24 protein-coding genes and 2 pseudogenes are annotated in these 26033 nt (G+C 65.0%); 14 read left to right on the top strand and 12 right to left on the bottom strand.

What is annotated here, in order from left to right:
• Positions 1-19 precede the first annotated feature (19 nt).
• The 5 genes from FFS13_RS15100 to FFS13_RS15120 all read right to left on the bottom strand — a co-directional run bounded on the left by FFS13_RS15100 (position 20) and on the right by FFS13_RS15120 (position 4724).
• Positions 20-634, bottom strand: coding sequence for a DUF2846 domain-containing protein (locus FFS13_RS15100; RefSeq protein ID WP_137819905.1), 615 nt, complete (start codon positions 632-634; stop codon positions 20-22).
• 92 nt (positions 635-726) lie between these two features.
• Positions 727-1884 (bottom strand): phosphatidylserine/phosphatidylglycerophosphate/cardiolipin synthase family protein, encoded by a 1158-nt coding sequence (locus FFS13_RS15105; protein ID WP_137819959.1) that lies wholly within the window; start codon positions 1882-1884, stop codon positions 727-729.
• Between the two features lie 311 nt (positions 1885-2195).
• On the bottom strand, positions 2196-2543 hold the full coding sequence (locus tag FFS13_RS15110; RefSeq protein ID WP_137819906.1) for an amidase: 348 nt from the start codon (positions 2541-2543) through the stop codon (positions 2196-2198).
• The gene (locus FFS13_RS15115) at positions 2540-3658 is read right to left on the bottom strand and encodes a serine hydrolase (RefSeq protein ID WP_137819907.1); all 1119 of its coding nucleotides are present in this window, start codon (positions 3656-3658) and stop codon (positions 2540-2542) included. Before FFS13_RS15115 ends, FFS13_RS15110 begins: the two co-directional genes overlap by 4 nt.
• Positions 3659-3833: 175 nt before the next feature.
• Positions 3834-4724: an acyl-CoA dehydrogenase family protein gene (locus tag FFS13_RS15120; protein WP_137819908.1), complete on the bottom strand. Its 891-nt coding sequence runs from the start codon at positions 4722-4724 to the stop codon at positions 3834-3836.
• Positions 4725-4910: 186 nt separating this feature from the next.
• Between FFS13_RS15120 and olsB the strand changes: the two genes are divergently transcribed.
• Both olsB and FFS13_RS15130 read left to right on the top strand, forming a co-directional pair.
• A complete protein-coding gene (olsB, locus tag FFS13_RS15125; protein ID WP_137819909.1) occupies positions 4911-5669 on the top strand; it encodes an L-ornithine N(alpha)-acyltransferase in 759 nt (252 codons plus the stop codon).
• The gene (locus FFS13_RS15130) at positions 5669-6442 is read left to right on the top strand and encodes a 1-acyl-sn-glycerol-3-phosphate acyltransferase (RefSeq protein ID WP_137819910.1); all 774 of its coding nucleotides are present in this window, start codon (positions 5669-5671) and stop codon (positions 6440-6442) included. Before olsB ends, FFS13_RS15130 begins: the two co-directional genes overlap by 1 nt.
• Before the next feature lie 31 nt (positions 6443-6473).
• Here FFS13_RS15130 and FFS13_RS15135 read toward each other — a convergent pair whose 3' ends face one another.
• Positions 6474-7055: an ACP phosphodiesterase gene (locus tag FFS13_RS15135; RefSeq protein ID WP_137819911.1), complete on the bottom strand. Its 582-nt coding sequence runs from the start codon at positions 7053-7055 to the stop codon at positions 6474-6476.
• A 188-nt stretch (positions 7056-7243) separates the two neighbouring features.
• Between FFS13_RS15135 and FFS13_RS15140 the strand changes: the two genes are divergently transcribed.
• The 3 genes and pseudogenes from FFS13_RS15140 (at position 7244) to FFS13_RS15150 (ending at position 8857) form a co-directional block, all read left to right on the top strand.
• On the top strand, positions 7244-7546 hold the full coding sequence (locus FFS13_RS15140; protein WP_137819912.1) for a helix-turn-helix transcriptional regulator: 303 nt from the start codon (positions 7244-7246) through the stop codon (positions 7544-7546).
• Between the two features lie 44 nt (positions 7547-7590).
• Positions 7591-7683 (top strand): annotated as a pseudogene (locus tag FFS13_RS20390) (hypothetical protein); the annotation flags it as partial.
• A gap of 124 nt (positions 7684-7807) precedes the next feature.
• The gene (locus FFS13_RS15150) at positions 7808-8857 is read left to right on the top strand and encodes an alkene reductase (RefSeq protein ID WP_137819914.1); all 1050 of its coding nucleotides are present in this window, start codon (positions 7808-7810) and stop codon (positions 8855-8857) included.
• 96 nt (positions 8858-8953) lie between these two features.
• Here FFS13_RS15150 and FFS13_RS15155 read toward each other — a convergent pair whose 3' ends face one another.
• Complete coding sequence (locus FFS13_RS15155; protein ID WP_137819915.1) at positions 8954-9775, bottom strand: ATPase; 822 nt, start codon at positions 9773-9775, stop codon at positions 8954-8956.
• 316 nt (positions 9776-10091) lie between these two features.
• On the opposite strand from FFS13_RS15155, the gene FFS13_RS15160 reads away from it, so the two are divergent.
• Positions 10092-10364 (top strand): hypothetical protein, encoded by a 273-nt coding sequence (locus tag FFS13_RS15160; RefSeq protein ID WP_137819916.1) that lies wholly within the window; start codon positions 10092-10094, stop codon positions 10362-10364.
• 13 nt (positions 10365-10377) lie between these two features.
• On the opposite strand, the gene FFS13_RS15165 is transcribed toward FFS13_RS15160, so the two are convergent.
• Positions 10378-11370, bottom strand: coding sequence for an NAD(P)-dependent oxidoreductase (locus FFS13_RS15165; protein ID WP_137819917.1), 993 nt, complete (start codon positions 11368-11370; stop codon positions 10378-10380).
• A 273-nt stretch (positions 11371-11643) separates the two neighbouring features.
• Complete coding sequence (locus tag FFS13_RS15170) at positions 11644-12546, bottom strand: LysR family transcriptional regulator ArgP (protein WP_171006498.1); 903 nt, start codon at positions 12544-12546, stop codon at positions 11644-11646.
• Positions 12547-12631: 85 nt separating this feature from the next.
• On the opposite strand from FFS13_RS15170, the gene FFS13_RS15175 reads away from it, so the two are divergent.
• Together FFS13_RS15175 and sodB are read left to right on the top strand one after the other, a co-directional pair.
• Positions 12632-13231 carry a LysE/ArgO family amino acid transporter gene (locus FFS13_RS15175; protein ID WP_137819919.1) on the top strand — a complete coding sequence of 200 codons (600 nt, stop codon included), beginning with the start codon at positions 12632-12634 and terminating at the stop codon, positions 13229-13231.
• Positions 13232-13480: 249 nt separating this feature from the next.
• Positions 13481-14062 (top strand): superoxide dismutase [Fe], encoded by a 582-nt coding sequence (gene sodB / locus FFS13_RS15180; RefSeq protein WP_137819920.1) that lies wholly within the window; start codon positions 13481-13483, stop codon positions 14060-14062.
• Between the two features lie 161 nt (positions 14063-14223).
• Here sodB and FFS13_RS15185 read toward each other — a convergent pair.
• From FFS13_RS15185 to FFS13_RS15195, 3 genes and pseudogenes are all read right to left on the bottom strand, one after another.
• A pseudogene (locus FFS13_RS15185) lies at positions 14224-14388 on the bottom strand (IS5/IS1182 family transposase); the annotation flags it as partial.
• A gap of 224 nt (positions 14389-14612) precedes the next feature.
• Complete coding sequence (locus FFS13_RS15190; protein ID WP_137819960.1) at positions 14613-15503, bottom strand: GIDE domain-containing protein; 891 nt, start codon at positions 15501-15503, stop codon at positions 14613-14615.
• A gap of 9 nt (positions 15504-15512) precedes the next feature.
• Complete coding sequence (locus tag FFS13_RS15195) at positions 15513-16085, bottom strand: LemA family protein (protein ID WP_137819921.1); 573 nt, start codon at positions 16083-16085, stop codon at positions 15513-15515.
• A gap of 195 nt (positions 16086-16280) precedes the next feature.
• Between FFS13_RS15195 and FFS13_RS15200 the strand changes: the two genes are divergently transcribed.
• From FFS13_RS15200 to FFS13_RS15225, 6 genes are all read left to right on the top strand, one after another.
• Positions 16281-17615, top strand: a complete 1335-nt coding sequence (locus tag FFS13_RS15200; protein ID WP_137819922.1) for an imelysin family protein — start codon at positions 16281-16283, stop codon at positions 17613-17615.
• 181 nt (positions 17616-17796) lie between these two features.
• Positions 17797-19212: a di-heme oxidoredictase family protein gene (locus tag FFS13_RS15205; protein ID WP_137819923.1), complete on the top strand. Its 1416-nt coding sequence runs from the start codon at positions 17797-17799 to the stop codon at positions 19210-19212.
• Between the two features lie 10 nt (positions 19213-19222).
• On the top strand, positions 19223-20299 hold the full coding sequence (locus FFS13_RS15210) for an imelysin family protein (protein ID WP_137819924.1): 1077 nt from the start codon (positions 19223-19225) through the stop codon (positions 20297-20299).
• 16 nt (positions 20300-20315) lie between these two features.
• On the top strand, positions 20316-21410 hold the full coding sequence (locus FFS13_RS15215; RefSeq protein WP_137819925.1) for a DUF1513 domain-containing protein: 1095 nt from the start codon (positions 20316-20318) through the stop codon (positions 21408-21410).
• A gap of 298 nt (positions 21411-21708) precedes the next feature.
• A complete protein-coding gene (locus tag FFS13_RS15220; RefSeq protein WP_137819926.1) occupies positions 21709-22860 on the top strand; it encodes an efflux RND transporter periplasmic adaptor subunit in 1152 nt (383 codons plus the stop codon).
• Positions 22861-22888: 28 nt separating this feature from the next.
• Complete coding sequence (locus FFS13_RS15225) at positions 22889-25960, top strand: multidrug efflux RND transporter permease subunit (RefSeq protein ID WP_137819927.1); 3072 nt, start codon at positions 22889-22891, stop codon at positions 25958-25960.
• Positions 25961-26033: the final 73 nt, after the last annotated feature.

Here is a 26033-nt window from a genome sequence, read left to right on the forward strand (position 1 = left end):
GCAACAGGCCCGCAGCACTTTAGATGCCGATTTTATCCAGTGCTCTACCCACCCCACGCCAGAAGCCCCGCTGGGCTCGGACACGCTCGCCACTCGCGGCAATCTGCGCGAACGGCTGCACTTCACGGGTGGCGCCGATTTCCTCTTGCGCCAGGCTTTGCGGGACCAGTTGCAGCGGCCCATCCCCCGCGCTCGGCGCGCCATTGCTGGCGGGCGGAGGATTCAATTCGTCGTAACGCAGGTAGTAAATACCGCCGGCCTGCGCATCCAGGGCGAAGCTGGCGATACGGGTGAAGTCCAACGGCCCGTCGGCCAATAGCGTCCAGTAGCTGCCGAATAGCGGCCGGCGCATTTCCAACTGATAACTGGCGATCTCGAACTCCAGCAGCAGATAAGCGTTACTCGGCAGGCTGCCGATCAGTTGATGGTTGAGGAACAGGCCCGGCGCCTCCAATTCCTGATCGGCCCAGTCGCTTTGCGGACGGTAGAGGTAGACCAGGGCGTGGTTCTCGTCGCTCATCGCGTGTTTGCTGAACGCCGCGCCAGCGCTGGCGCCGAAGAACGCGCCAGGCGTGGAGCAACCAGCCAGGGCGGCCAGCAGCATCAGGACGAACAGGTGTTGGTGGCGGCGCATGCGCGCATCCCTCTGGTGGTTATTGGCCGAGCATAGCCAGCTGGCTGGCGCGCAGCACCCGACAAAAGGCTGGGCAGCACCGGCCTTGTGGCTTAGCGGCGCTTATCGAGCAGGTTCACCACCAGCCGATCCAACCAGCCCCACACCCGCTGTTGCACGCGCCGCCACCAGGGCCGCGCCTTCCAGAGCTCCAGGGTGATTTCACGGCTACGGGCAAAGTCCGTGACAAAGCTGGCGGCGACCGCCTTGGCCAGCGCCGGATCCAGCGCCTCGAGATTAGCCTCGAGGTTAAACCGCAGGCCCCAATGATCGAAGTTGCAGGAACCCAGACTGACCCAATCGTCGATCAGCACCATCTTCAAATGTAGGAAGCCTGGCTGGTACTCGAAGATCCGTACCCCGGCCTTGAGCAAGCGCGGGTAGTAACGCTGACCGGCGAAACGCACCGGGGGGTGATCGGTGCGCCGCCCGGTCAGCAACAAGTGCACCTCCACGCCCCGCGCGGCGGCCTTGCGCAGCGCGCGGCGGACTTTCCAGGTCGGCAGGAAATACGGCGTCGCCAGCCAGACCCGTTGTCGCGCGCCCTGTAGCGCACGCACCAGCGATTGCACAATGTCCCGATGCTGCCGGGCATTGGCATAAGCCACACGGCCCAGGCCTGCGCCCACGGGCGGGCACGGCGGCAAACGCGCCAGCCCGGCCTCCTGGGGTGATTTCCAGGCAAAACGTGTCAGACAGGCCTGCCATTGCCGGTCGAACAAGCGCTGCCAGTCGGCCACCAGCGGCCCGGCCATTTCCACCATGACCTCATGCCAGGCGCTGCTGTCTTGGCCGGGCGTCCAAAACTCGTCGGTGACCCCGGTGCCGCCGACAAACGCCCGCTGACCATCCACCAACAGCAGCTTGCGATGGTCCCGGTACAGATTGCGCAGGCCCCGGCGCAGGCTGATCGGGTTGTAGAAACGCAGCTGTACCCCGGCCTTGAGCAGGCGCCCACGCTCACGCGCGAGAAGCCCCAGGCTGCCATAGTCATCGAACAGGCAGCGCACCTGCACGCCGCGCTCGGCGGCCGCGCAGAGCACCTGCACCAGCGCCTCGACACAGGCCCCCGCCTCGAGCAGATACAACTCCAGTTCGACCTGCCGCTCGGCCCGCGCAATCACCTCGAACATGCGCGAAAAGAACGCCGGGCCGTCGATCAAGAGGTCGAAGCGATTAGCACTGCGCCACGGGAAGACCGCGCCGGCCATCAGGCGGACTTCCCGCGCAAGAAGGCGGCGCATTGCGGCACTAGTCGTTGTTCAGTTGCACTGGCCAAACATTTCTCCCTATTCCCTGGCCTACACCAGCAATGTTGCGAGGTTCCGTGCGGAAAGTCGCCGAGCGAAGATCAGGCAAGGCGCAACGCAGCGAACCGGAGTAACAGCCGCAGGCTGGCCCGAAGGACGAGCGCCAGCGAGTCAAGACAGGCGAAGAAGCGCAGTTCACGAGTAGTAAATGCGCATTTTGAGCCCGATTTCAACGCGGCATGGCCGACGCGCAGCAGATCATGAACAGCTTCTCAGGACTCTGGCAGCGCCGCCGCGACCGGCAGCAACTGGCACCCCTGGCGCGGGCCGAGCCAGGCGGCCGTTTGGCTGCTACCGAGGCCACGCGCGGTGACCCGCTTGTGGGCCGCATCATCGAAGAAGCCGCTGGTGGGCACATACTGTTTGACGTAGCCCAGACAGTAGTCCGCCGGGTTATCCATCACATAGCGACAGGAACAGTATTCCTTGGCCGAGTAAGCCCCGATGATGCCGGGGAACGCCACGAGATGAACGCGATTCTGCCAGCCGAGCAAGGCCAGCCCGATGACGATCAGCAGCAACAGGCTGGTGAACGGGCGACGTCTGATAAAGGCGCTCATGGGTTGACCTCCACAGCGAAAGCCGCCTGCGCGAGTTTCAGCAGTTGGTTGTGCTGGTAGCTTGTGTCGCGATCATCGCCATAGCGGACTATCACCAGTTTCTCGCTCGGCAACACATAGAGCGCCTGCCCCCAGTGGCCGAGCGCGGCGAAGGTATCTTCCGGCACATCGGGCCAAGGCTTGGCGGCACCCGCCAGCGCCGCGTTCAGCCACCACTGACCACCCGGCACCGCGTCACCGGCGGTCTCGGCAGACGGCTGGTAATTGGCGAACGGCGTGCGGTTGAACGCAATCCAGGCCTTCGGCAACAGCTGGCGCTCGCCCCAACGCCCGTCGCGCTGCATCAGCAGGCCGACCCGGCCCAGATCGCGGGCGGTCATATACGCGTAGGAGGACGCGACGAAGGTGCCGCTGGCATCGGCTTCCCATACCGCACTGGTGATTCCAAGCGGCTCGAACAGCGCGGTCCAGGGGTAATGCTTGTACGCCGGCTCGCCGACCGCACCCTTCAAGGCGGCCGAGAGCAGGTTGCTGTCGCCACTGGAGTAGCGAAAGCGGGTGCCGGGCGTGACTTCCTGATCGATGCTCGCCGCATACGCCGCCATATCGGCGCGGCCACGGGTGTAGAGCATCGCCACCACGGTGGATTTCAGCGGCGCATATTCGTACCCCTCCTCCCAGGCCAGACCGGAGGCCCAGTTCAGCAGATGGCCGAGCTTGACGTCCGGATGCCCGGCGAACGGCGGGTAGAACTTGGCCACCGGGTCATCCAGCTTGAAGCGCCCGTTGCCATAGGCCGTACCCAGGGTGGCGGCCATCAGGCTCTTGCTCACCGACCAGGTCAGGTGCGGAGTCTCGGCCTTGGTCGGGCTGGCATAGCGCTCGTAGACGATTTCCCCGTCGCGGATCACCAGCAGCGCATCGGTGCGGACACCCTTTCGGGTCGCGTCATCGCGGACGGGAAAGGCGTAGGCCTCCAGGGCCTCGATGGCCGGGCTGGGCGCGCTGGGTGCGCTCGCCCAATCGGCGGCGGGCCAGGTTTCGGCGTGAACCAGGCTGGCCGTGGCACTCAGGCAGCTGGCGAGGCATAGGCGGCGGAACAGGTGAGCGGGCATTGAGCGGCCTCTGATTGGCAGAAGAAGCAAACCCTAGCACGGGCCAGATGACGGAAAACAGCGCCTAACACGCCGCATATGCGGGGCATTCGGCGCGCTTTGTCAGCGGCCAGAGCGACCCGCACGCAGCCTAAATGTTCATCCACGCGCGCACGTACTCAAACAGGCGCGGGACTCAAGCCAGCGCCAACGCCGCCAGCGCGTTTTCCAAGCGCTTGAGCCTTGGCCCCCGGGCGATTTCCAACAGCGTGCTATCGCGCTGCCAGAGTGCCGCCAACTCCGCCGGGCCAGCGGCAAATGCCGCCGTCAGTTCGGTTTTCAGCGCGCCGAACTGAGCGAATACGCCGGCCAACAACAGATGGCTGGCCGGCGCCGTGGCGCCCTGCCGCGCCACTTCGGCGCAACCGCCGAGCACACCGAGCAAGCGCAATCTGAGCGCCAGTGGCCAGCCGTGCTCCTGACCTATGCCATACAGCCAGGCGCCGATGGCACTGAGCACGTGCAGGTCTTCGAGGCTGCGGAAAGGTTTCACGTAAGCAGCCCAGCCATCGCCCGCCAGGCGTTCGCACTGGGCGCCGTCCAGATGCAAACGGGCGTGGCCGATATCCGGCATCAAAGACAGCGCCGGCAAGGGCTCGATACGCACGCCCGGCGCGCCGCTGTGGGTCACGCATAAGGCCAACTGCGGCGCGGCACCGTTCATCTCGCTGCGCGCGGCCACCAGCAACCAGTCGGCGGCCTCGGCGGCGGTGACGAAATCCTTGCGCCCGTGCAGCGTCAGCCCGTCCAGGCGCGTGTGCATATCCGCCGGGCGCACGCTTTTGTTCTCGGTCACGCACAGTGCGCCGAGGGTCCAAGGCGCCGACGGCCACAATGCCCGCAGCGCCCCCTGATAGCCCGCGAGAAAGGCCAAGCCCGGCGTGGCCGCCAAGCGCCCGCCGAGCAGCGCCAACTCGAACGGGCTGACGCCCTCCTCGAGCTGCGCCAGCAGCGCGGCGTACCAATCTTCCAGGGCGGGCAGTGCGGGCAGGCGCTCGCGGGTTTCGAGCAGTCGTTGCCAGTGCATGGGGGGTTCCTTGTTCGCTGTCATACAAGCATCACCAAAGCTTAATGGAGGTGACACCGGGGCTACCTAAGGTGAGCTTGCACAACAAAGTCGCTTGGCCGCAACCCGCATAAGGCTGGCTAACCAGGCCGTATAACGCGCGAAGCCCGCAGTAGGTTTCACACGGCCTGTAACGGAGGCTCATAGATGACCCAGATTGCCCGCACTCGTGACCACAACACCCAGGAACGCCGCCTGCAGGCCGAACGCCTGATTGGCCCGCGCGCACTACGGGAAGCCCAGGCACTGCGCTTCAGCGTATTCAGCACAGAGTTCGACGCCAAACTGAAAGGCGCCGAACTCGGCCTGGACATGGATGACTACGACAGCCACTGCGCGCACATCGGCGTGCGCGACCTGAACAGCGGGCGCCTGGTCGCCACCACCCGTCTGCTCGATCATCAGGCCGCCCGCAGCCTCGGTCGCTTCTACAGCGAAGAGGAGTTCAGCCTGCACGGCCTCGCCCATCTGCAAGGCCCGGTGCTGGAGATCGGCCGCACCTGTGTCGACCCGGCTTACCGCAACGGCGGCACCATCGCCGTGCTCTGGGGCGAGCTGGCCGAAGTCTTGAATGAGGGCGGCTACAGCTACCTGATGGGCTGCGCCAGCATCTCCATGCAGGACGGCGGCATCCAGGCCCAGGCGATCATGCAGCGCCTGCGCGAGCGTTACCTGTGCACCGAACACCTGCGTGCCGAGCCGAAAACCCCGCTGCCGGCGCTGGATCTACCGGGCAACGTCATCGCCGAGATGCCGCCGCTGCTCAAGGCCTATATGCGCCTGGGCGCGAAGATCTGCGGCGAGCCCTGCTGGGACCCGGACTTCCAGGTCGCCGACGTGTTCATCCTGCTCAAGCGCGACGAGCTGTGCCCGCGCTACGCCCGCCACTTCAAGGCCGCCGTGTGATGGGCAAGCTGCGGCTGTGGCTGCGCATCGCCCGTCTGCTGGCGGTGATCGGACTGGGCCTGCTGCTGGCCAGTTGGATGAGCCTGCTGGAGCGCCTGAAACTGCGCGATCTGCGCCACACCCGGCAACGCCTGACCCGCTGGTATCTGCTGCGGCTGAGCGCGGCGCTGCCCTTCCAGGTCGAGGTCCAGGGCGAACTGCCGCGCCAGCCGATGCTCTGGCTCAGCAACCATGTGTCCTGGACCGATATCCCGCTGCTGGGGATGTTGGCGCCGCTGTCCTTCCTGTCCAAGGCCGAAGTGCGTAGCTGGCCGGTGGCGGGCTGGCTGGCGAAGAAGGCCGGCACCTTGTTCATCCGCCGCGGCTCGGGCGATAGCGGCCTGCTCAACCGGCAACTGGCGGAGCATCTGCAGCAAGGCCGCGACCTGCTGATCTTTCCGGAAGGCACCACCACCGATGGCAGCGCGTTGCGCAACTTTCACGGGCGGTTATTGAACAGTGCCATCGAGGCCGGCGTGCCCTTGCAACCGGTGGCGATTCGTTACCTGCGCGACGGCCAGCTGGACTGCGCGATTGCGCCCTTTATCGGCGAGGATGACCTGCTCTCGCACCTGATTCGCCTGCTTTCCAGCGACTTGGCCGCCGTCCAGGTGCAGCTGCTGACACCCATCGCGACCGCCGGACTGTCGCGCAGCGAGCTGGCCAAACAGGCGCATCTGGCCGTCGGCAACGCGCTCTACGGTGAAGCCGAACCGTTGCGCAGCGCCGCTTGAACTGCGCTTGGAAAGGGTCAGATTCGGCGCATCATGGCGCATCGATTTGCCTGCGCGCAAACGCCTGCACATCCGGGTAAAACTGCCGGAAGTCCTCGCTGAGCGGCTGGTACAAGGCTGCCAGTTCATCCAGCGCGCCATCCAGCAGCTGCGGCCGTGACAGCCGCCGACGCATCCCCTGCAGCACCTGCTCGAGCACCGCAAACTCCTGATAGCTGCCCAGCCAGTCCTGCGCCGCCATGCGCGGGGCGATGCGCGCCAGCCGCGCAGGCAACGCCGGCTCCGCCGCCAGCACCCGATAAACCCGCGAGGTAAAGCACGGCAACGGCTCGTCGGCATAATCTTGCCAGTGCTGCGCCAGGCAATGATCGAAGAACAGGTCGAGCAGAATCCCCGCCGTACGCCGCCGCTCCGCAGGGAAGCGCGCCTTGGCCTGCAACACACGCGGATGACTGTCGGTAAATACATCGATGCGCCGATGCAGACGGATCGCCGCCTCGATATCCGCCGGATAGTGCCCAACCAAGGGGCCTTTGACGAAGTCGCCGTACAGGCTGCCGAGCAATTGCGCCGGTTGCGAACCGCCGAGATGAAGGTGTGCGAGATAGTTCATGGCATCCAGCTTACTGCCGGACGGCCATCCTGGGTATCGGCGGCCGGCCATGGCCGGTGAGTCCCAGGTTGCCCGGCATCGAAGCCATCGATAGTCAGTATCGGCGCAAACAATCTGTATATCGTGAAGTGACGATATACAGTCCGCTCCATTGCGATTTAGCGGTACAGCCGCACAGGTGCCCGAACATGACCATCGACCTCGACGAAATCATCAAAGCCCTGGCGCACCCGGTGCGCCGCGACATGCTGCATTGGCTGAAGGACCCGGAGAAGTACTTCGTCGAGCAGGAGCATCCGTTCGAGATCGGCGTCTGCGCCGGCAAGTTCGACCAGCGCACCGGCCTCTCGCAGTCCACCGTCTCGGCGCATCTGGCGACCTTGCAGCGCGCCGGGCTGGTGACCAGCCACAAAGTCGGCCAATGGAGTTTCTTCAAACGCAATGAAGCGCTCATCACCGAATTCCTTCGCCAGCTGAGCGAAGAGCTGTAACTCACGGCCTCCCGCCATAGCCAGCCGATTCAAGGAGCAGGCACATGCCTACTGCGCTTCTCGTCCGCGCTGTGTCCGCGCTGGCCATCGGCACCACGGCATTCGTGATCCTGGGCCTGCTGCCCGAGGTGGCCGCCGCTGTGCTGGCCGTACTGGCCCTGAGCCCCAGCCTACTGGGCTTCGCGGCCGGGCAAAGAACCGAGCTCGAACCGCTACTCGACCTATGACTTCATGCAGTACCCAGACCGGAGGATCCACCCCATGACTAGCCTTTTCGACCCCATAACTATTGGCGATCTGCAACTGAAAAACCGCATCATCATGGCGCCGCTGACCCGCTGCCGCGCCGACGAAGGCCGCGTGCCAAATGCCTTGATGGCCGAGTACTACGCCCAACGCGCATCGGCCGGGCTGATCCTCAGCGAAGCCACCTCGGTGACGCCCATGGGTGTCGGCTACCCCAACACCCCCGGCATCTGGTCCGCTGCGCAGGTGCGCGGCTGGAGCAACATCACCAAGGCCGTGCATGCCAACGGCGGGCGGATCTTCCTGCAGCTGTGGCACGTCGGGCGGATCTCCGACCCGTCGTTCCTCGACGGTGAAGCCCCGGTCGCACCCAGCGCCATCGCCGCCAAAGGCCATGTCAGCCTGCTACGGCCATTGCGTGAGTACCCCACCCCGCGTGCCCTGGAGACCGAGGAAATCGCCGACATAGTCGAGGCCTACCGCCACGCTGCCGAGAATGCCAAGGCCGCCGGCTTCGACGGCGTGGAAATCCACGGCGCCAACGGCTACCTGCTCGACCAGTTCCTGCAGGACAGCACCAACCGGCGCAGCGACCAGTACGGTGGCTCGCTGGAGAACCGTGCCCGCTTGCTGCTGGAAGTGACCGACGCCGTGCTCTCGGTGTGGGACGCCGGCCGCGTGGGCATGCACCTGGCGCCGCGTGCCGATAGTCACGATATGGGCGACTCCAATCGCTCGGCGACCTTCGGCTACGTGGCACGCGAGCTGGGCAAGCGCGGCATCGCCTTTATCTGCACCCGCGAGAAGCAAGGCGAAGACAGCATCAGCGCCGAACTGAAAGAAGCCTTTGGCGGCGTGTTTATCGCCAACGAACGCTTCACCAAGGACAGCGCCAATGCCCTGCTGGCCAGCGGCGCGGCGGATGCCGTGGCCTTCGGCATTCCTTTCATCGCCAACCCGGACCTGCCGGCGCGCCTGGCGCAGGACGCGCCGCTGAACGAGCCGCGCCCGGAGAGCTTCTACGGCACCGGCCCGGTCGGCTACCTCGACTACCCGCGACTGTAGGAGCGAATTTATTTGCGATGGGGGCAGCACCGAGTCGCTCCTGTTCGCGGATAAATCCGCTCCTACAGGTTGGGCATCGCGGTGCTCAGCACCAACCTACCGTGCGTTGAGCTGCTGCTGCAGGTTCAGCACCTGGCTCTGCAGGGTGCTGATGTTGCGCGTCATCTGCGCGCGGAAGGCATCGAACTCGCTGGTGCTGTTGGCTGCCGGACGGTTTTCCTGCTCGCTCTTGAGCACCAGCAGATCCTGCTCCAGGCGGCTGATGGCCGGGTTCGGGTTACCGAGCTTTTTCAGCGCCGCAACCTCGCCGCCCAGGCTCTTGAGCTGGCTGTCCAGCTTGGCTTGCTCGTCTTGCGCGGCCTTCAGCGCAATCTGCTCGCCGGCCAGGCTTTTCAGCTTGCCGTCCAACTGGCTGGCGGAGTCCTGCTGAGCCTTCAGGTCGACGGCCAGTTGCTCGACACGCTTGCCTTGCCCGTTTTGCTGGGTGCTGACGCTTTGCTGCTGCTTGCTCAGCTCAGCCACCTTGTTCTCCAACTGCTTGACCTTGAGCCGGAGCGCTTCGCTGCCGCTGGTCACGCTGGACTCGGTGGCCACCACCTTGCCGGAGATGTCCTGAATTCGCCCAGCCGCTTCCTCACTGATCCGCGCGAAGCTTTCCTGGGTGGCCACCAGTTGCTGGCTCATCAGCTCGATCTGCTGGTGGCTCCACCAACCGAGGCCGCCCAGGGCTATCACCAGAGCCCCCACCAGCGCCCATAACGGTCCGGTACTGGCACCTTTCACCACCACCGGCCCATTGCCGCGGCCATAGGCGGGGCTGCGCTCGGCCGGCTCCGGCTCATGAGCGAAGTCTCGATCGCGAGCATCGGTGGTCAGGCTGGGCACGCTATCCAGTTCGTCGAGGGCATCGTTACGCATGGGTAAACCTTCAGGGGCACACAAAGAGGGCGGGATGACGCGCAGTATACCGGTTCGCGCGCAGCGCTTCAGCGGCGCGCCAAGCCAGTGCGCGGCGCACCGACGAGGCGCGCGAACCTGTCCAGTGACCATCCCCAGGCCGCGCAGTTCCTCATTCGGTGAACTGGTACAGCATTTGCTAAATCCCGTAGGGGAGCTGACAAAGTGTCTACGCCGCCTCTTTGCCGGGCCAGGCGTTACCGGCCAAAGAGCTGCCGGTCACCGAGTCAGCCGGCTTCGAGCTCGCTGGAGCTCACGTCATTGGGGGAGAGATCGCATGGAACTGACCAAGGCTGTACTCGACTGCATGCAACTGCTGCGCCGCCGCATACGCCAGGAACAGGCGCTGGATATCCGCCTGAGCCAGCCTGGCGCAATAATCAGCATGCTGACGGCCTGCGCCGACTCGACAGTCGATGAAACCCGGGAGCTGGGCGCGCGCCTGAGCCAACTCAGCGGCCTGCGCTTGGCGCCACCTCCGCCGCCGGTGCTGAGCGAAGCGGAGTTGATCGCCAAATACACCCAGTACGCCGGCCCGCTGCGCGGCTGACTCGCGGGCTCACTCAGGGTTGCTGCAGCGCTTTCCACCATTGGCAGAACTCGTCCAACGCGGCCCATACACTGACCTGCGGGTCATAGTCCAAGTACTGTTGCGCGCGGCCGATATCCAGCGAGAAGTCCTTGGCCATCACCGCCACCCCGAGGCGGAACAGGCTGGGTTCCGGACGCCCCGGCAACACCTTGCAGAACGCTTCGTTCAGCGCTGCCGCCGCGTACGCCACGCCATAGGGTAGATGCCGGGTGACGGGCGGCAGCTCGAGTTGGCGCAGCACGTAATTGACCACATCCCAGAGTGGCACCGGCGCGCCGTTGCTGATGTTGTAGACCTTGCCCAGCGCCGGCCCGGCGGCCAGCAGGCCACTGAACAGCGCATCGTTGAGGTTTTGCATGCTGGTGAAGTCGACCCGGTTCAGGCCGTTGCCGATGATCGACAACCGGCCCTTGCGCTGCATCTCGATCAACCGCGGGAAGATGCTGGTGTCGCCGGCGCCGGTGACGAAGCGCGGGCGGTAGGCAATCACCTCCAGGCCAAACTCCTCGGCGCCGAAGACCTTTTGCTCGGCCAGATACTTGGTCGCGCCGTAATGATCGGAAAAGCGCTTGGGTACCTGCTCTTCCTTGATCCCGACATGCGCCTGGCCATCGAAATAGATCGACGGCGAGGACAGATGCAGCAACCGCCGCACCTGCTGTTTCAGGCAGCCCTCGACGACGTTTTCGGTGACCGCGACATTCGCCTGATAGAAGTGCTGGTAGTCACCCCAGACGCCCACGGCACCGGCGCAATGCACCACGGCCTCGACACCCTGACAGAGCCGCTGGACCAACAGAGGGTCGGCCAGATCGCCCTGGACAAACTCGGCACCCCGCTTGACCAGATGCTCCACCGCCTCCGGCCGCCGGCCGTTGATCCGCACCGTCAGCCCCTGCTCCAGGGCGAAACGGGCGAAGCGCCCACCGATAAAGCCGCTCGCGCCGGTCACCAGAATCTTCATTACCCGCCCCCGTGGTTGTCGTGGTGATTATGCCCACGACTGTAGCAAGGAGCCGCAGCCTTGTGCCGTGGCGTCGCGAGCCAAGCCTCTGACTTACGACGCCGAACATGGGGCAGCAGCCTTGTGCATTCGACTTGGCGCCAGGCATGGCCGTGCGGCATCTGCTGGAGTATGCAGGGCTCGGGCAAGAGCCTGGTTTCGTAGGCTGGGTAGCGCCGTTTTTAGGCGAAACCCAGCAGCGACAGGAGCTGGCTTGCGCAGGCTCTACCCAGCCTACACAGCGGCCGGCACCAGAGTCCGGGCGGCCGTGCGGAGCAGATGGGCGGTGAGTTCGCCGAGCAATTCACCGCCATTACGCCAGTGGTGCCAATACAGCGGCACATCGATCGGCTGCTGCGGCAACAGCTCAACCAACTCGCCCCGCGCCAGTTCCCGCTGCACCTGTAGCTCTGGCACCAGCCCCCAGCCCAGCCCGGCTTCGGCCAGGCGGATAAACCCCTCCGAGGAGGGGCAGAGGTGGTGGATAAAACCGCCCTCGACACCGAGCGCCGCCAGATAGCGATGCTGCAACAGATCGTCCGGGCCGAAGACGATGGCCGGCGCCCGCGCCAGGGCCGCCGGCGTCACCTCGGTAGGAAAATGCCGGGCGAGAAACCCCGGGCTGGCCAAGGCTCGATAACGCATCGCCCCCAACGCCAGGCTGCGCGCCCCGGAGACCGGGCGGTCACTGGCGCAGACACAGGCGGCCACCTCACCGGCGCGCATGCGCTTGAGGCCGACGTCCTGGTCCTCCACCACCAGATCCAGCAGCACCCGATGGCTCGCGCAAAACTCAGCGACCGCCTGCGCCCACCAGGTCGCCAGGCTGTCGGCATTCAAGGCGATGCGCAGGCGCTCCGGCAGACCGCCTTCGTCCAGCGCCGGCACCTGGCCCTGCAAGTCGCGCTCGAGCAGCCGCACCTGCTGCACATGGTTAAGCAGCCGCCGGCCGATTTCCGTCGGTGCCGGCGGCGTGGCCCGTACCAGCACCGGCTGGCCGACGCGCGCCTCGAGCAACTTGATCCGCTGCGACACCGCCGACTGCGACAAGCCCAGCACCTGCGCGGCCCGTTCAAACCCGGCCTGCTCCACCACGGCGGCCAAGGCAGACAACAGTTTGTAATCGAACAAAATCAATTCTCCTAATGAGCGATCAGCAGGATTTGTTTTCCTTATACAGCCAGCAACAGCAGACTCGCCAGCATCGAAGAGGAGATGCCTCATGTGGCAAAGTTATCTGAATGGTTTGCTGGTGGCCGCCGGGCTGATCGTCGCCCTAGGTGCGCAAAATGCGTTTGTCCTGGCCCAGAGCCTGCGCCGCGAGCATCACCTGCCGGTGGCGGCGCTTTGTGTACTCTGTGATGCGCTGCTGGTCGCCGCCGGGGTATTCGGCCTGGCCACCCTGCTCGCGCAAAATCCCGTGCTGCTAGGGGGCGCCCGCTGGGGCGGTGCAGCCTTCCTGCTCTGGTATGGGGTCAAAGCCTTGCGCCGCGCCCTCAACCCACAGGCCTTGAGCGAAGCCACCAAAGCCGGCCCGCGTTCGCGTCGTGCGGTGCTGCTGACAGCCCTGGCGGTGACCCTGCTCAATCCCCATGTGTACCTGGACACCGTGCTGCTGATCGGCTCGCTCGGCGCCCAGCAAAGCGTCCCCGGCGCCTATGCCCTGGGCGCCGCCAGCGCCTCCTTGCTCTGGTTTTTCACCCTGGCCCTCGGCGCAGCCTGGCTCGCGCCCTGGCTGGCCCGCCCCACGACCTGGCGCCTGCTCGACCTGAGCGTCGCGCTGATGATGTTTGCCGTGGCCGGGCAACTGATCACTGACTGAGGGGTCAGCTCAAGCCGGCACTCTAAGGCCCTTGCGCCGCGGCGATGGCCCTGGCATCGGCCTCTGCACTCGGCCTGCACGGCCTTTTCCACACAGTTGTTGCGTGGTTATGCCACAGACCCGGTGCTATGATCCCGAGTCCACGGCGCAAAGAGTACAAACTCCCCGCCGTATATCTGGCCGCCCGTGAACGGCCTCGCGCTCACCGCACCTGACCTGACCGCACCTGACCTGAGTAGGAGATAGACCATGGCTTTCGAATTGCCACCGCTGCCGTACGCGAAAAACGCCCTCGAGCCGCACATTTCTGCTGAAACCCTCGAATACCACCACGACAAGCATCACAACACCTACGTCGTGAACCTGAACAACCTGGTGCCGGGCACCGAGTTCGAAGGCAAAACCCTGGAAGAGATCGTCAAGACCTCTGCGGGCGGCATCTTCAACAACGCCGCGCAAGTGTGGAACCACACCTTCTACTGGAACTGCATGGCGCCAAACGCCGGCGGCCAACCGACTGGTGCACTGGCTGAGGCCATCAACGCGGCGTTCGGCTCCTTCGACAAGTTCAAGGAAGAGTTCAGCAAGACCTCCATCGGCACCTTCGGCTCCGGCTGGGGCTGGCTGGTGAAGAAGGCCGACGGCTCCCTGGCCCTGGCCAGCACCATCGGCGCCGGCTGCCCGCTGACCAGCGGCGACACCCCGCTGCTGACCTGCGACGTGTGGGAACACGCCTACTACATCGACTACCGCAACCTGCGTCCGAAGTATGTCGAAGCGTTCTGGAACCTGGTCAACTGGGACTTCGTAGCGAAAAACTACGCCGCCTAAGACCGGCCTCTAAGCCCAGAAAAACCCGCTAACTCAGACCCTGTGAAAACTCGCTGAGAGTGGGCCAAGCAAACGCTCCGACCTGTTCGGGGCGTTTGCTTTTGTGCGGATGATGATGGGAAAAGCGGCGTTTGAGCCCATCGGCGCGATGCGTTCAGCTCCCCCAGCACCTTGACCGCCCATTTGAGGTTGTAGGCTGGCACGGCCAAGGCCTTTTCGGTGCGAGCGCCCTTTAACTGGCGCAACAGGACGCGGCCGGTGCCGAACAGCCACTGCTTCCGCTTGCCGACGGGGTGTTCGACGGTGGCGCGCCGCCTGGCCATCATCCACCCGCACCAGATGCTCCGCGGGAATCAGTTCGTCCAGTGAAATCGGAAACACACGGCCTTGGTTGCGTGCTTCGCCCTGGCTATAGCCCAGAAACGACAATGCCCGTATCGCTCGAGACGGGCATTGTCTTCATCCACGGCTCAGACTGCTAGGTTTTCACCCAGTCTGAATCGGCGTTTTTTTATTTACGGCTTTGCGCGGGAGCGCGTTCTGCTCGCGCTTATAAAGCGGCAATGCCCAGCAAATACGCCGTCGCCAGCGCGCCGAGCAGACACAGCACAGCCGCCGCGGCGGCCTGCCAATAGAAGCGCCGGGCCAAGTCGTCCTCACCATAGCTGGACAGGATAAACGGCTGCGCTTCCCGCGGCCGGGCCAGATGGTTCTGTGCCGGTTGCACGCTCACCTGCCGATGCCGATCCTCGGCTTCCAACTGCGCGGCCAGGCGCACGCGATTCCACTCATGCTCATCCAACTGACCGTCGCGGTCGCTATCGAAGCGCTGCAAGAGGCCGGCGAAGTCGCCCTTCCATTCACGGATCACGCTGCTCTGCGCGGCACTCGGATCGAAGCCCTGACGGCCGCCGCCGGAGGTGCAGAAGTCGCCGATGGCATACAACGGCTCGCCCACGTGCAGGCGCTCCTCGGTGTAGCGGTAATCCTTGTCGCTGGCCAACCAGCCGAATATCCCACCTTGGGTCAGGCTACGGGGGTGCCGCAGGTTACCCTTCCAGACCTCACGCGTCGCCGGGCTCACCTGCGCCCCTAGCGGATCGATCAGGCAGTCACCGGTTGCATCGGCCATCCGCAGCCAAGCTTCACTGCTACCGCTCTCGACCTGACGCCACGAGCGGCCCTTGCCGTTGCTGCTGTATTCCTCGATCTTGAAGCGCCACCACAGGCAAGCTTTACCCGTCAGCGGGCCATGGATCGGTGCCTCCGGCAGCGGCTCCAGCACACCGTAAAACTCGACATAGCCTTGCGCCGCCGAGCGGATCTTCGAGGTCGGGGTATCCAGCAAATGGCGGGCTTCGGCCAAGCGCCGCAAACACCACCAGGCACCGCCTGCGCAGGCGCCGACGCTGAACGCCAGGCTTAACGCCAGTTCTTGAATCTCCACGACTTAACCGAACAAGGCTTTGAGGTCGATGTCGGCCTTTTGGGCCTCGCTGAACTCCAGCAACTCGGCGGCCTTGAAGCCAAACAGGCCGGCGATGATCAGGTCGGGAAACTGCTCGATGCGCACGTTGTTCAGGTTGACCGCTTCGTTGTACAGCTCACGCCGGTCGGCGATGCCGTTCTCCAGGCCGCTGATGCGCTGCTGGAGAAACTGGAAGCTCTCGTTGGCTTTCAGCTGCGGATAGTTCTCGGCCAAGGCGAACAACTGCCCGAGCCCGGCCCGCAGGCCGCTTTCCGCCAGCCCCAGGGCGCCCACATCGCCCTGCTCGCGGGCGCTGGCCACCGCGTTACGGGCGCGGATCACCTGTTCCAGGGTGCCGCGTTCGTGCTGCATGTAGTGCTTGCAGGTCTCCACCAGCTTGGGCAGCTCATCGTGGCGCTGCTTGAGCAGTACCTCGATGTTCGCCCAGGCCTTGCTCAGCCCATGCTTCAGACGCACCAAGGCGTTGTAGAGAATCACCGCATAAGCGGCGAGAAGGAACAAAACAACCAAGACCGCGACGCTGGTCAGGCTCATGCAGGCTTCTCCATAAGAACTGAGGATGCCGGCATTCTAGCGGCACCGCGTCGTGCAGAGCAGAACTGGCGCACGCCCTATAAGAACAAATAGCCGCGCTGGCCCTTTGCACAAAATGCAAATCTTTCGCATTATGTCGCGGTTTCACACGCGCAACGCGTACCGTTCTCATCTTTAGACGCAAAGGACTTCGCCATGATTCGTATGCCTCTGGCCACTGCCAGCCTGCTGGCCATTGCTATTTCTCTCGCCGGTTGTGGCGAAGACAAAGCCCCAGCAACCCAAGCGGCGGCCCCGGCTGCCAGCAGCACCAGCACTCCAGCCGCGAGCGCCGGCAAGCTCGATGAAGCGGCCGCCAAAGCGGTGGTCAACCATTACGCCGATGTCGCCCTGGCCGTGTTCAGCGACGCTGCCAGCACCGGCAAAGCGCTGCAGACTGCGGTGGACGCCCTGCTCGCTAACCCGAATGACGAGACGCTGAAAGCCGCCCGCGCAGCCTGGCTGGCCGCCCGCGCGCCCTATATGCAGAGCGAAGTGTTTCGCTTCGGCAACCCGGTAGTCGATGACTGGGAAGGTCAACTGAACGCCTGGCCGCTGGACGAAGGCCTGATCGACTACGTCGCCGCCGACACTCCGCACGCGCAGGGCAACCCGGGCGCCACCGCCAACATCATCGCCAACACCCAGGTCCAGGTCGGCGAAGACCAGCTCGACGTGACCGAAATCACCGGCGAAAAACTGGCCAGCCTGAACGAACTGGGCGGTTCCGAAGCCAACGTCGCCACCGGCTACCACGCCATCGAATTTCTGCTCTGGGGCCAAGACCTGCATGGCACCGGCCCTGGCGCGGGCGAACGCCCTGCAACCGACTACGCCACCGGCAATGACTGCGGCAACGGCCACTGCGATCGCCGCGGCGCCTACCTGAAAGCCGCCACCGACCTGCTGGTCAGCGACCTGAATGGGATGGTGGTGCAGTGGCAAGCCGGCGTTGCCGACAACTACCGCGCGACCCTGGTCGCCGATTCGGCCGAGAACGGCCTGCGCAAAATGCTCTTCGGCATGGGCAGCCTGTCGCTCGGCGAACTGGCTGGCGAGCGCATGAAGGTCGCCCTGGAAGCCAACTCCACGGAAGACGAGCACGACTGCTTCAGCGACAACACCCACAACTCGCACTTCTACAACGCCAAGGGCATCCGCAACGTCTACCTCGGCGAGTACAAGAAGGCCGACGGCACCACCCTGAGCGGCCCGAGCCTGGCGTCCCTGGTGGCCAAAACCGATCCGGCCAGCGACGCCACCCTGCAAGCCGACCTGGCCGCCAGCGAAGGCAAACTGCAAGCCCTGGTAGACAGCGCCAATAATGGCCAGCACTTCGATCAACTGATCGCCGCCGACAACAGCGCCGGCCAGCTGGTCGTGCGGGATGCCATCGCCGCCCTGGTCAAACAGACCGCTGCGATCGAACAGGCCGCGGGCAAACTGGGCATCAGCGACCTGAACCCGGATACCGCCGACCACCAGTTCTGATACCTCGGCACTGGCAACGGATGCGCCCACAAGGCGCATCCGTTTTTTTTCGCCTGCATGCCAAGCAGCCAGCAAACCAGGCGCGACATTTCGCCCTCCTCGTAAACGCTAATCCCTCTTATTCGAATTCCCTTAGCCTGATAAGCTTGCGCGCCTGATTCCGTGGCCTGGATCGTTGCCAATGCCCCGCCTGTTCTCTCTCCTGCCCTTACTGCTGCTGGCGCTTGGCCTGGCCGCGTGCGATGACGCGCCGCGTTTTAGCCAAGCCGAGCCCGGCGAAGCCCTGTCCGCCGGCAGCGCCACAGTGCGCAAGAGCGATCACAACGCCTTCTCCCAGCCCGCCGCGAACCTCTCGCCGCTGCGCCGCCTGGACTTCAGCGTCGGCAACAGCTTCTTCCGCAACCCCTGGGTCATAGCCCCATCGACCACCATTGCCCGCGATGGCCTCGGCCCGCTGTTCAACACCAATGCCTGCCAGGGCTGCCATATCAAGGACGGCCGCGGCCACCCGCCGAGCGCCGAGGCCGTCAATGCGGTGTCGATGCTGGTGCGCCTGTCGATTCCCGCCGGCGCCGAGCAGGCGCAGATCCTGCAGCGCCAAGGCGTGCTGCCCGAGCCGGTCTACGGCGGCCAACTGCAGGACATGGCCATCCCCGGCGTGGCCCCGGAAGGCAAGGTGCGGGTGGACTACCGGAGCGTCCCCGTACGCTTGCGCGACGGCAGCAGCGTGGAGCTGCGCCAACCCCGACTGCAGATCAGCCAGCTCGGCTACGGCGAGCTGCATCCGGACACCCAACTCTCCGCCCGCATCGCCCCGCCGATGATTGGCCTCGGCCTGCTCGAGGCGATTCCCGAAGCCGCCATCCTCGCCAACGCCGCGGCACAAAACGCCAAGGCGCAAGGCGTTTCCGGGCGACCCAACTACGTCTGGGACGACGCCCAGGCGCAGACCGTACTCGGCCGTTTCGGCTGGAAAGCCGGGCAGCCGACGCTGAACCAGCAGAACGTCCACGCCTTCGCCGGTGATATGGGCCTGACCACCAGCCTGCGGCCGCTGGATGACTGCAGCGCCACCCAGACCGCCTGCCGGGCCGCAGCCAAGGGCGGCGTGCCGGAGGTCAGCGACTATATCCTCGCCCAAGTGCTGTTCTACAGCCGCAACCTCGGCGTGCCGGCCCGCCGTCGGGTCGACGACCTGCAGGTGCTGGCCGGCAAGGGACTGTTCCACCAGGCCGGCTGCCAGCAATGCCATACCCCGCAGTTCAGCACCGCGGCGGATGCCGCCGAACCCGAGCTGGCCAATCAGTTGATTCGCCCCTACAGCGACCTGCTGCTCCATGACATGGGCGCCGGCCTGGCTGACAATCGCCCGGAGTTTCAAGCCAGCGGCAGCGAATGGCGTACCCCGCCGCTGTGGGGCATCGGCCTGACCGAAACGGTCAACGGCCACACCCAGTTTCTGCATGACGGCCGCGCCCGCAACCTGCTGGAGGCTATCCTCTGGCACGGTGGCGAGGCCGAAGCGGCCAAGCAACACGTACTGACCTTCGATGCCGAGCAGCGCGCCGCGCTCTTGGCTTTCCTGAACTCCCTGTAAGGAGCCGAGCATGCTGCGCCCCCACCGACTTACCGCCGTCTTCGCCGCCGTCCTCAGCGGCCTGGCCCTGAGTGCCTGTGCCCCCTCCGACCCGCAGAGCAAGACCAGTGCCGCCCTCACCGAGGGCGTGCTGCTGCCGACCTACAGTGCCTGGGTCGAGGCCGACCGCCAGCTCGCGACCAGCGCCAAGGCCTTCTGCGCCGGCAGTCAGGACCTGACTGCCGCACGCCAGGCCTTCTTCACCGCGCAGAGTGCCTGGGCCGGGCTGCAACCGCTGCTGCTCGGCCCGTTGACGGAAGGTAATCGGGCCTGGCAAATCCAGTTCTGGCCGGACAAGAAGAACCTGGTCGCGCGCCAGGTGGAAACCCTGCTGAAGAGCAAACCGCAGCTGACGCCGGCCGACCTGAATAAATCCAGCGTGGTGGTCCAGGGCCTGACCGCCTATGAATATGTCTTGTTCGATCCGGCGCTCGACCTCAACGACGCCACCCAGAAGAGTCGCTACTGCCCGCTGCTGACGGCCATCGGCGACCATCAGCAAACGCTCTCCGCCAACGTCTTGAGCCAATGGCAAAGCCAGGACGGCCTCGCCGCGCAGTTGCAAAGCTTCCCCAACGCCCGCTATGCCGAAGGGACTGAGGCCATCGCCGACCTGCTGCGCACCCAGGTCACCGGCATCGACAGCCTGAAGAAGAAACTCGGCACCCCACTGGGGCGGCAGAGCAAAGGTCTGCCGCAGCCCTATCAGGCGGAAGCCTGGCGCAGCAACGCCAGCCTGAACAACATCGCCGCCACGCTGGCCAGCGCCGAACGCGTCTGGCAGGGCGCCAAGCAGGATGGCATCCGCGCCCTGCTCAGCCCGGAACAGGCCGACCTGGGCAAACGCCTCGACGCGGCCTACGCCGATACCCGCCAGCGCCTCGCCGCGCTGCAACAACCGCTGGGCGAGCTGCTCGCCGACGAGGCCGGGCGCAACCAGCTGAATGCGCTGTATGACAGCCTGGATCGGCTGCACCGCCTGCACAGTGGCGAACTGGCGAAGACCCTCGGCATCCAACTGGGCTTCAACGCCAACGACGGCGACTGAGCCAGAGGAGCCAGACATGCAACGCCGTGCTTTTCTCGGCCTCGGCGGCGCCCTGCTCGCCGCCTCCGCCTTCGGCGGCTGGACCCTGGTCCGGCATGCCCGGCAACCATTGTTGCTCTCCGCGCGGGATGACGCCGACGGCCGGCACTACGCCGTCGGCTACCGCCTGGACGGCAGCAAGGTGTTTGCCACCGCGGTCAACGAACGCTGTCACGATGTGGTGCCGCACCCCAGCCTGCCACTGGCGGTGTTCGTCGGCCGCCGGCCGAGCACCGAGAGCTACCTGCTCGACCTGCGTGACGGGCGCCTGCTGCAAACCCTGAACTCGCCGGCACACCGGCACTTCTACGGCCACGGCATCTTCCACCAGAGCGGTGAATGGTTCTACAGCAGCGAAAACGACACCGCCGAACCCGGTCGTGGCGTGCTCGGCGTCTATCGCCTGGACGGCCGGCGGTTGCTGCGTAGCCATGAACTGTCCAGCCATGGCGTCGGCCCGCATCAGTTGCTGTGGCTGCCCGACGGCGAAACCCTAGTCGTCGCCAATGGCGGCATCCGCACCGAGGCGGACAGCCGCGTGGCGATGAACCTCGACGCCATGGAATCCAGCCTGGTCCTGCTCAAACGTGACGGCACGCTGCTGAGCAAGGAGCAACTGCCGGAGCGGATGAACAGCGTGCGCCATCTGGCGGTGGCCGGCGACGGCACCATCGTCTCCGGCCAGCAATACCAAGGTGCCCCCGGCGATCACGCCCCCATGCTCGCGATCAAGCGCCCAGGCCAGGCGTTCCAGCCCTTCCCGATCGCGGACGCGCAGCGCCAGGCGATGAACCAGTACAGCGCCAGCCTGGCCATTCACAGCGAGCTGCGCCTGCTGGCACTGACCGCGCCGCGCGGCAATCGCTTCATGGTCTGGGACCTGGACAGCGCACAGTTGCGTCTCGACGCGCCGCTGCCGGACTGCGCCGGGGTCGGCGCGGTAGCCGCTGGCTTCGTCGTCAGCTCCGGCCAGGGCCGTTGCCGGCTGTACGACTGCCGTGGCGAGCACCTCGTCGCCCAGCCGCTCGAACTGCCCGCCGGACTCTGGGACAACCACCTGCGCTTGGCCTGAAACCTGCCGAGCCGTTCCGGATCGTAGGCTGGGTTTCGCCAAAAAACGGCTCTACCCAGCCTACAACCTTCTCCCCCCGTTATCCGCGCGCCGCAAAGCCCCGGTAGCGGCACAACGCCAGCCAAGAAAGTGCCGGCATCTACGGGTTAGCTTCGCAACTTGCGCGGCATTGAGCGGCCTAGCTGCCGCATTGCAACCTTTTGCAAACGCCCGGTTTTGACTTGCCCAGAGCAGTGGGACTAAGGTACTGACCTTGCCTATTCCCAGGCCCCCATTTGCCCTGCCAAGGAACCGGAATATGTTGCTCCGCCGCATGCTGATCATGCTGGGCGTTGTCGTCCTCGTGGTGCTCGCCCTCGCCGCCTACAAAGCCCTCTCCATGTATCAGCAGATCCAGACTGTTTCCGCCCCGCCGCCGCCGATCAGCGTAGCCGCCGCCCAGGCCGTGGAAATACCCTGGCAGAGCCGACTACCGGCCATAGGTACGCTCAAGGCGTTCCAAGGTGTGGACCTGACCGTGGAAGCCAGCGGCACGGTGCAGGATGTGCTGTTTCTCTCCGGCGAAAAAGTCACCCTGCATCAGCCCATAGTGCAACTGGACAGCGATGTCGAGCAGGCCACCCTGGCCACCTCCGAGGCCGAGCTGGGCTTGGCGCGGGTCGAATTCGAGCGGGCGCGCAGCCTGCTCAGCCGGCAGGCGCTGTCCAAGAGCGAGTTCGATCGCCTCTCCGCCGAGCTGCAAAAGGCCATCACCCGCGTCGCGCAATTGAAGGCCATTCTGGCCAAGAAACGCATTCTCGCACCGTTTGCCGGCACCATCGGCATCCGCCAGGTCGATGTCGGCGACTTCGTCTCCAGCGGCACCATCATCGCCACCCTGCAAGACGTCAGCACCCTGTTCGTCGACTTCTTCTTGCCCGAACAGTCCGTGCCCCAGCTGAGCCTTGGCCAGCGCGTGCGCTTCAGTGTCGCCGCCTACCCGGGTGAGGTTTTCGAGGGTGACATAGGCGCGATCAACCCGAAGGTGGAAGACACCACGCGCAATGTGCAGGTGCGCGCCAGGCTGAACAACCCGGACGGCAAGTTGCTGCCGGGGATGTTCGCCAACCTGGAGGTGCTGCTGCCGGGCGAGCAAGCCCGGGTGGTGGTGCCGGAAACAGCCCTCACCTACACCCTCTACGGCAACTCGGTGTACGTGATCGGTGAGCAGAAAGCGGCGGACGGCCAGCTGCAGAAAGACGCCAAGGAGCAAACCCAGCTGGTGGTCGAGCGGCGGTTCGTGGAAACCGGCGAACGCCGTGATGGCCGGGTGGTGATCCTCAAGGGGCTCGCGAGCGGCGAACGGGTGGTCACCGCCGGCCAACTCAAGCTGGATAGCGGCTCCCACGTGAGCATCGCCGCCGACCAGGCCCAACCCGCTGCCTCGAACAGTCAGCCCAGCAGCCACTGAGCCGCCGCTGGCGCCAAGGAATCACCTCATGGCTTTTACCGACCCCTTTATCCGTCGCCCGGTGCTGGCGACCGTGGTCAGCCTGCTGATCATCCTGCTGGGCTTCCAGGCCTTCGGCAAGCTGAGCATCCGCCAATACCCGCAGATGGAAAACGCCCTGATCCAGGTGACCACCGCCTACCCCGGGGCCAACGCCGAGACCATCCAGGGCTACATCACCCAGCCGCTGCAACAGAGCCTGGCCAGTGCCGAGGGCATCGACTACATGACCTCGGTGAGCCGGCAGAATGTCTCGGTGGTGTCCATCTATGCGCGGATCGGCGCCGACAGCGACCGCCTGTTCACCGAACTCCTGGCCAAGGCCAACGAGGTGAAGAACCAGCTGCCGCAGGCCGCCGAAGACCCGGTGCTGAGCAAGGAAGCGGCCGACGCCTCGGCGCTGATGTACATCAGTTTCTACAGCGATGAGCTGAGTAACCCACAGATCACCGATTACCTGTCACGGGTGATCCAGCCCAAGCTGGCGACGCTGCCGGGGATGGCCGAGGCGGAAATTCTCGGCAACCAGACCTTCGCCATGCGCCTCTGGCTGGACCCGGTGAAGCTCGCGGCCTATGGCGTCACCGCCAATGACGTCAACGACGCCGTACGCCAGAACAACTTCCTCTCCGCCGCCGGCGAGGTGAAGGGGCAGTACGTGGTCACCAGCATCAATGCCAGCACCGACCTGAAATCCGCCGCGGCCTTCGCCGCCATCCCACTGAAGACCGTCGGCGACAGCCGCGTGCTGATCGGCGACGTCGCGCGGGTGGAGATGGGCGCCGAGAACTACGACTCGATCAGCTCCTTCGACGGCATCCCCTCCGTCTATATCGCCATCAAGGGCACGCCCAGTTCCAACCCCCTGGAGGTGATCAAGGAGGTGCGCAAACTCCTGCCGGAGCTGGAGGCGCAACTGCCGCCGAACCTGAAAGTCGCCATCGCCTACGACGCCACGCTGTTTATCCAGGCCTCCATCGACGAGGTGGTGAAAACCCTGTTCGAAGCGGTGCTGATCGTCATAGTCGTGGTCTTCCTGTTCCTCGGCGCGTTGCGCTCGGTGCTGATCCCGGTCATCACCATCCCACTGTCGATGATCGGCGTGCTGTTTTTCATGCAGCTGATGGGCTACTCCATCAATTTGCTCACGCTGCTGGCCATGGTGCTGGCGATCGGCCTGGTGGTGGACGATGCCATAGTGGTGGTGGAGAACATCCACCGGCATATCGAGGAGGGCAAGACGCCCTTCGCCGCGGCCCTCGAGGGCGCCCGCGAGATCGCCGTGCCGGTAGTGTCGATGACCATCACATTGGCGGCGGTGTATGCCCCCATCGGCTTCCTCGAGGGGCTCACCGGCGCGCTGTTCAAGGAGTTCGCCCTGACCCTGGCCGGCGCGGTGATCATCTCCGGCATAGTCGCCCTGACCCTGTCGCCGATGATGTGCGCCAAGTTGCTGCGCCACGATGAAAACCCCACGGGCCTGGCGCACAGGCTGGATCTGTTGTTCGAGCGGCTCAAGCAGCGCTACCAGCGCACGCTGCACGGCACCCTGAACACCCGCCCGGTGGTCGTGGTGTTCGCGCTGATCGTCATGTGCCTGATCCCCGTCCTCCTGCACCCGAAGCTCACCGAGAGTGAGCTGGCCCCGGACGAGGACCAGGGCATAGTGTTCTTGATGGCCACGGCGCCGCAGCCGACCAACCTCAATTACCTGAATGCCTATACCGATCAGTTCGTGAAGATCTTCAAGGAGTTCCCGGAGTACTACTCGTCCTTCCAGATCAACGGCTTCAAGGGCGTGCAGGCGGGGATCGGCGGCTTCCTGCTCAAGCCCTGGGACGAGCGGGAACGCACGCAGATGGAGCTGCTCCAGGAGGTGCAAGGCAAGCTCAGTGAGATCCCCGGCCTGCAGATCTTCGGTTTCAACCTGCCGTCGCTGCCGGGCACCGGCGAGGGCCCGCCCTTCCAGTTCGTGATCAACACCCCCAACGATTACGAGTCGCTGCTGCAGGTGACCGAGAAGATCAAGCAACGCGCCGAGGCGTCCGGCAAGTTCGCCTTCCTCGACGTCGACCTGGCCTTCGACAAGCCCGAGGTGGTGGTCGACATCGACCGCCAGAAGGCCGCCCAGATGGGCGTATCCATGGAGGATCTGGGGATGACCCTGGCCACCCTGCTCGGCGAAGGCGAGATCAACCGTTTCACCATCGACGGCCGCAGCTACAAGGTGATCGCCCAGGTCGAACGCGCCTACCGCGACAACCCGGGCTGGCTGAGCAATTACTACGTGAGGAACGCCAGCGGCGAGATGCTGCCACTCTCGACCCTGATCAAGGTGCATGACCAGGCGCGGCCCACCCAGCTGAACCAGTTCCAGCAGCTCAACTCGGCGATCATCCAGGGCGTGCCCATGGTCAGCATGGGCGAGGCCATCGAGACCGTCCGGCAGATCGCCGAAGAAGAGGCGCCGCGCGGCTTCGCCTTCGATTATGCCGGCGCTTCGCGGCAGTACGTGCAGGAAGGCAGCGCGCTGTACGTCACCTTCGGCCTGGCGCTGGCGCTGATTTTCCTGGTGCTGGCCGCGCAGTTCGAGAGTTTCCGTGATCCGCTGGTGATTCTGGTGACGGTGCCGCTGTCGATCTGCGGGGCGCTGATCCCGTTGTTCCTCGGTTTCTCCAGCATGAACATCTACACCCAGGTGGGCCTGGTGACCCTGATCGGCTTGATCACCAAGCACGGCATCCTGATCGTCGAGTTCGCCAATCAGCTGCGCCGCGAGAAGGGCTTATCCCGCCGCGCAGCGGTGGAGGAAGCCGCGGCGATCCGCCTGCGGCCGGTGCTGATGACCACCGCGGCGATGGTCTTTGGCATGGTGCCGCTGATCCTCGCCAGCGGTGCGGGGGCGGTCAGCCGTTTCGATATTGGCCTGGTGATCGCCACCGGCATGTCGGTCGGCACCCTGTTCACCCTGTTCGTGCTGCCCTGCGTCTACAGCCTGCTGGCCAAGCCGGATGCGCCGGCACCAGCAGAACAGCAACCCGAGCCGCTGCCGACCCGTTAACCGCGCCCAAGAAAAAGCCCCGCAAGTCAGACTGAGTGAAAACCTAGCAGTCTGATCCGTGGATGAAGACAAT

Source organism: Pseudomonas sp. 2FG (genome assembly GCF_005502935.1).
Taxonomy (GTDB): Bacteria; Pseudomonadota; Gammaproteobacteria; order Pseudomonadales; family Pseudomonadaceae; genus Aquipseudomonas.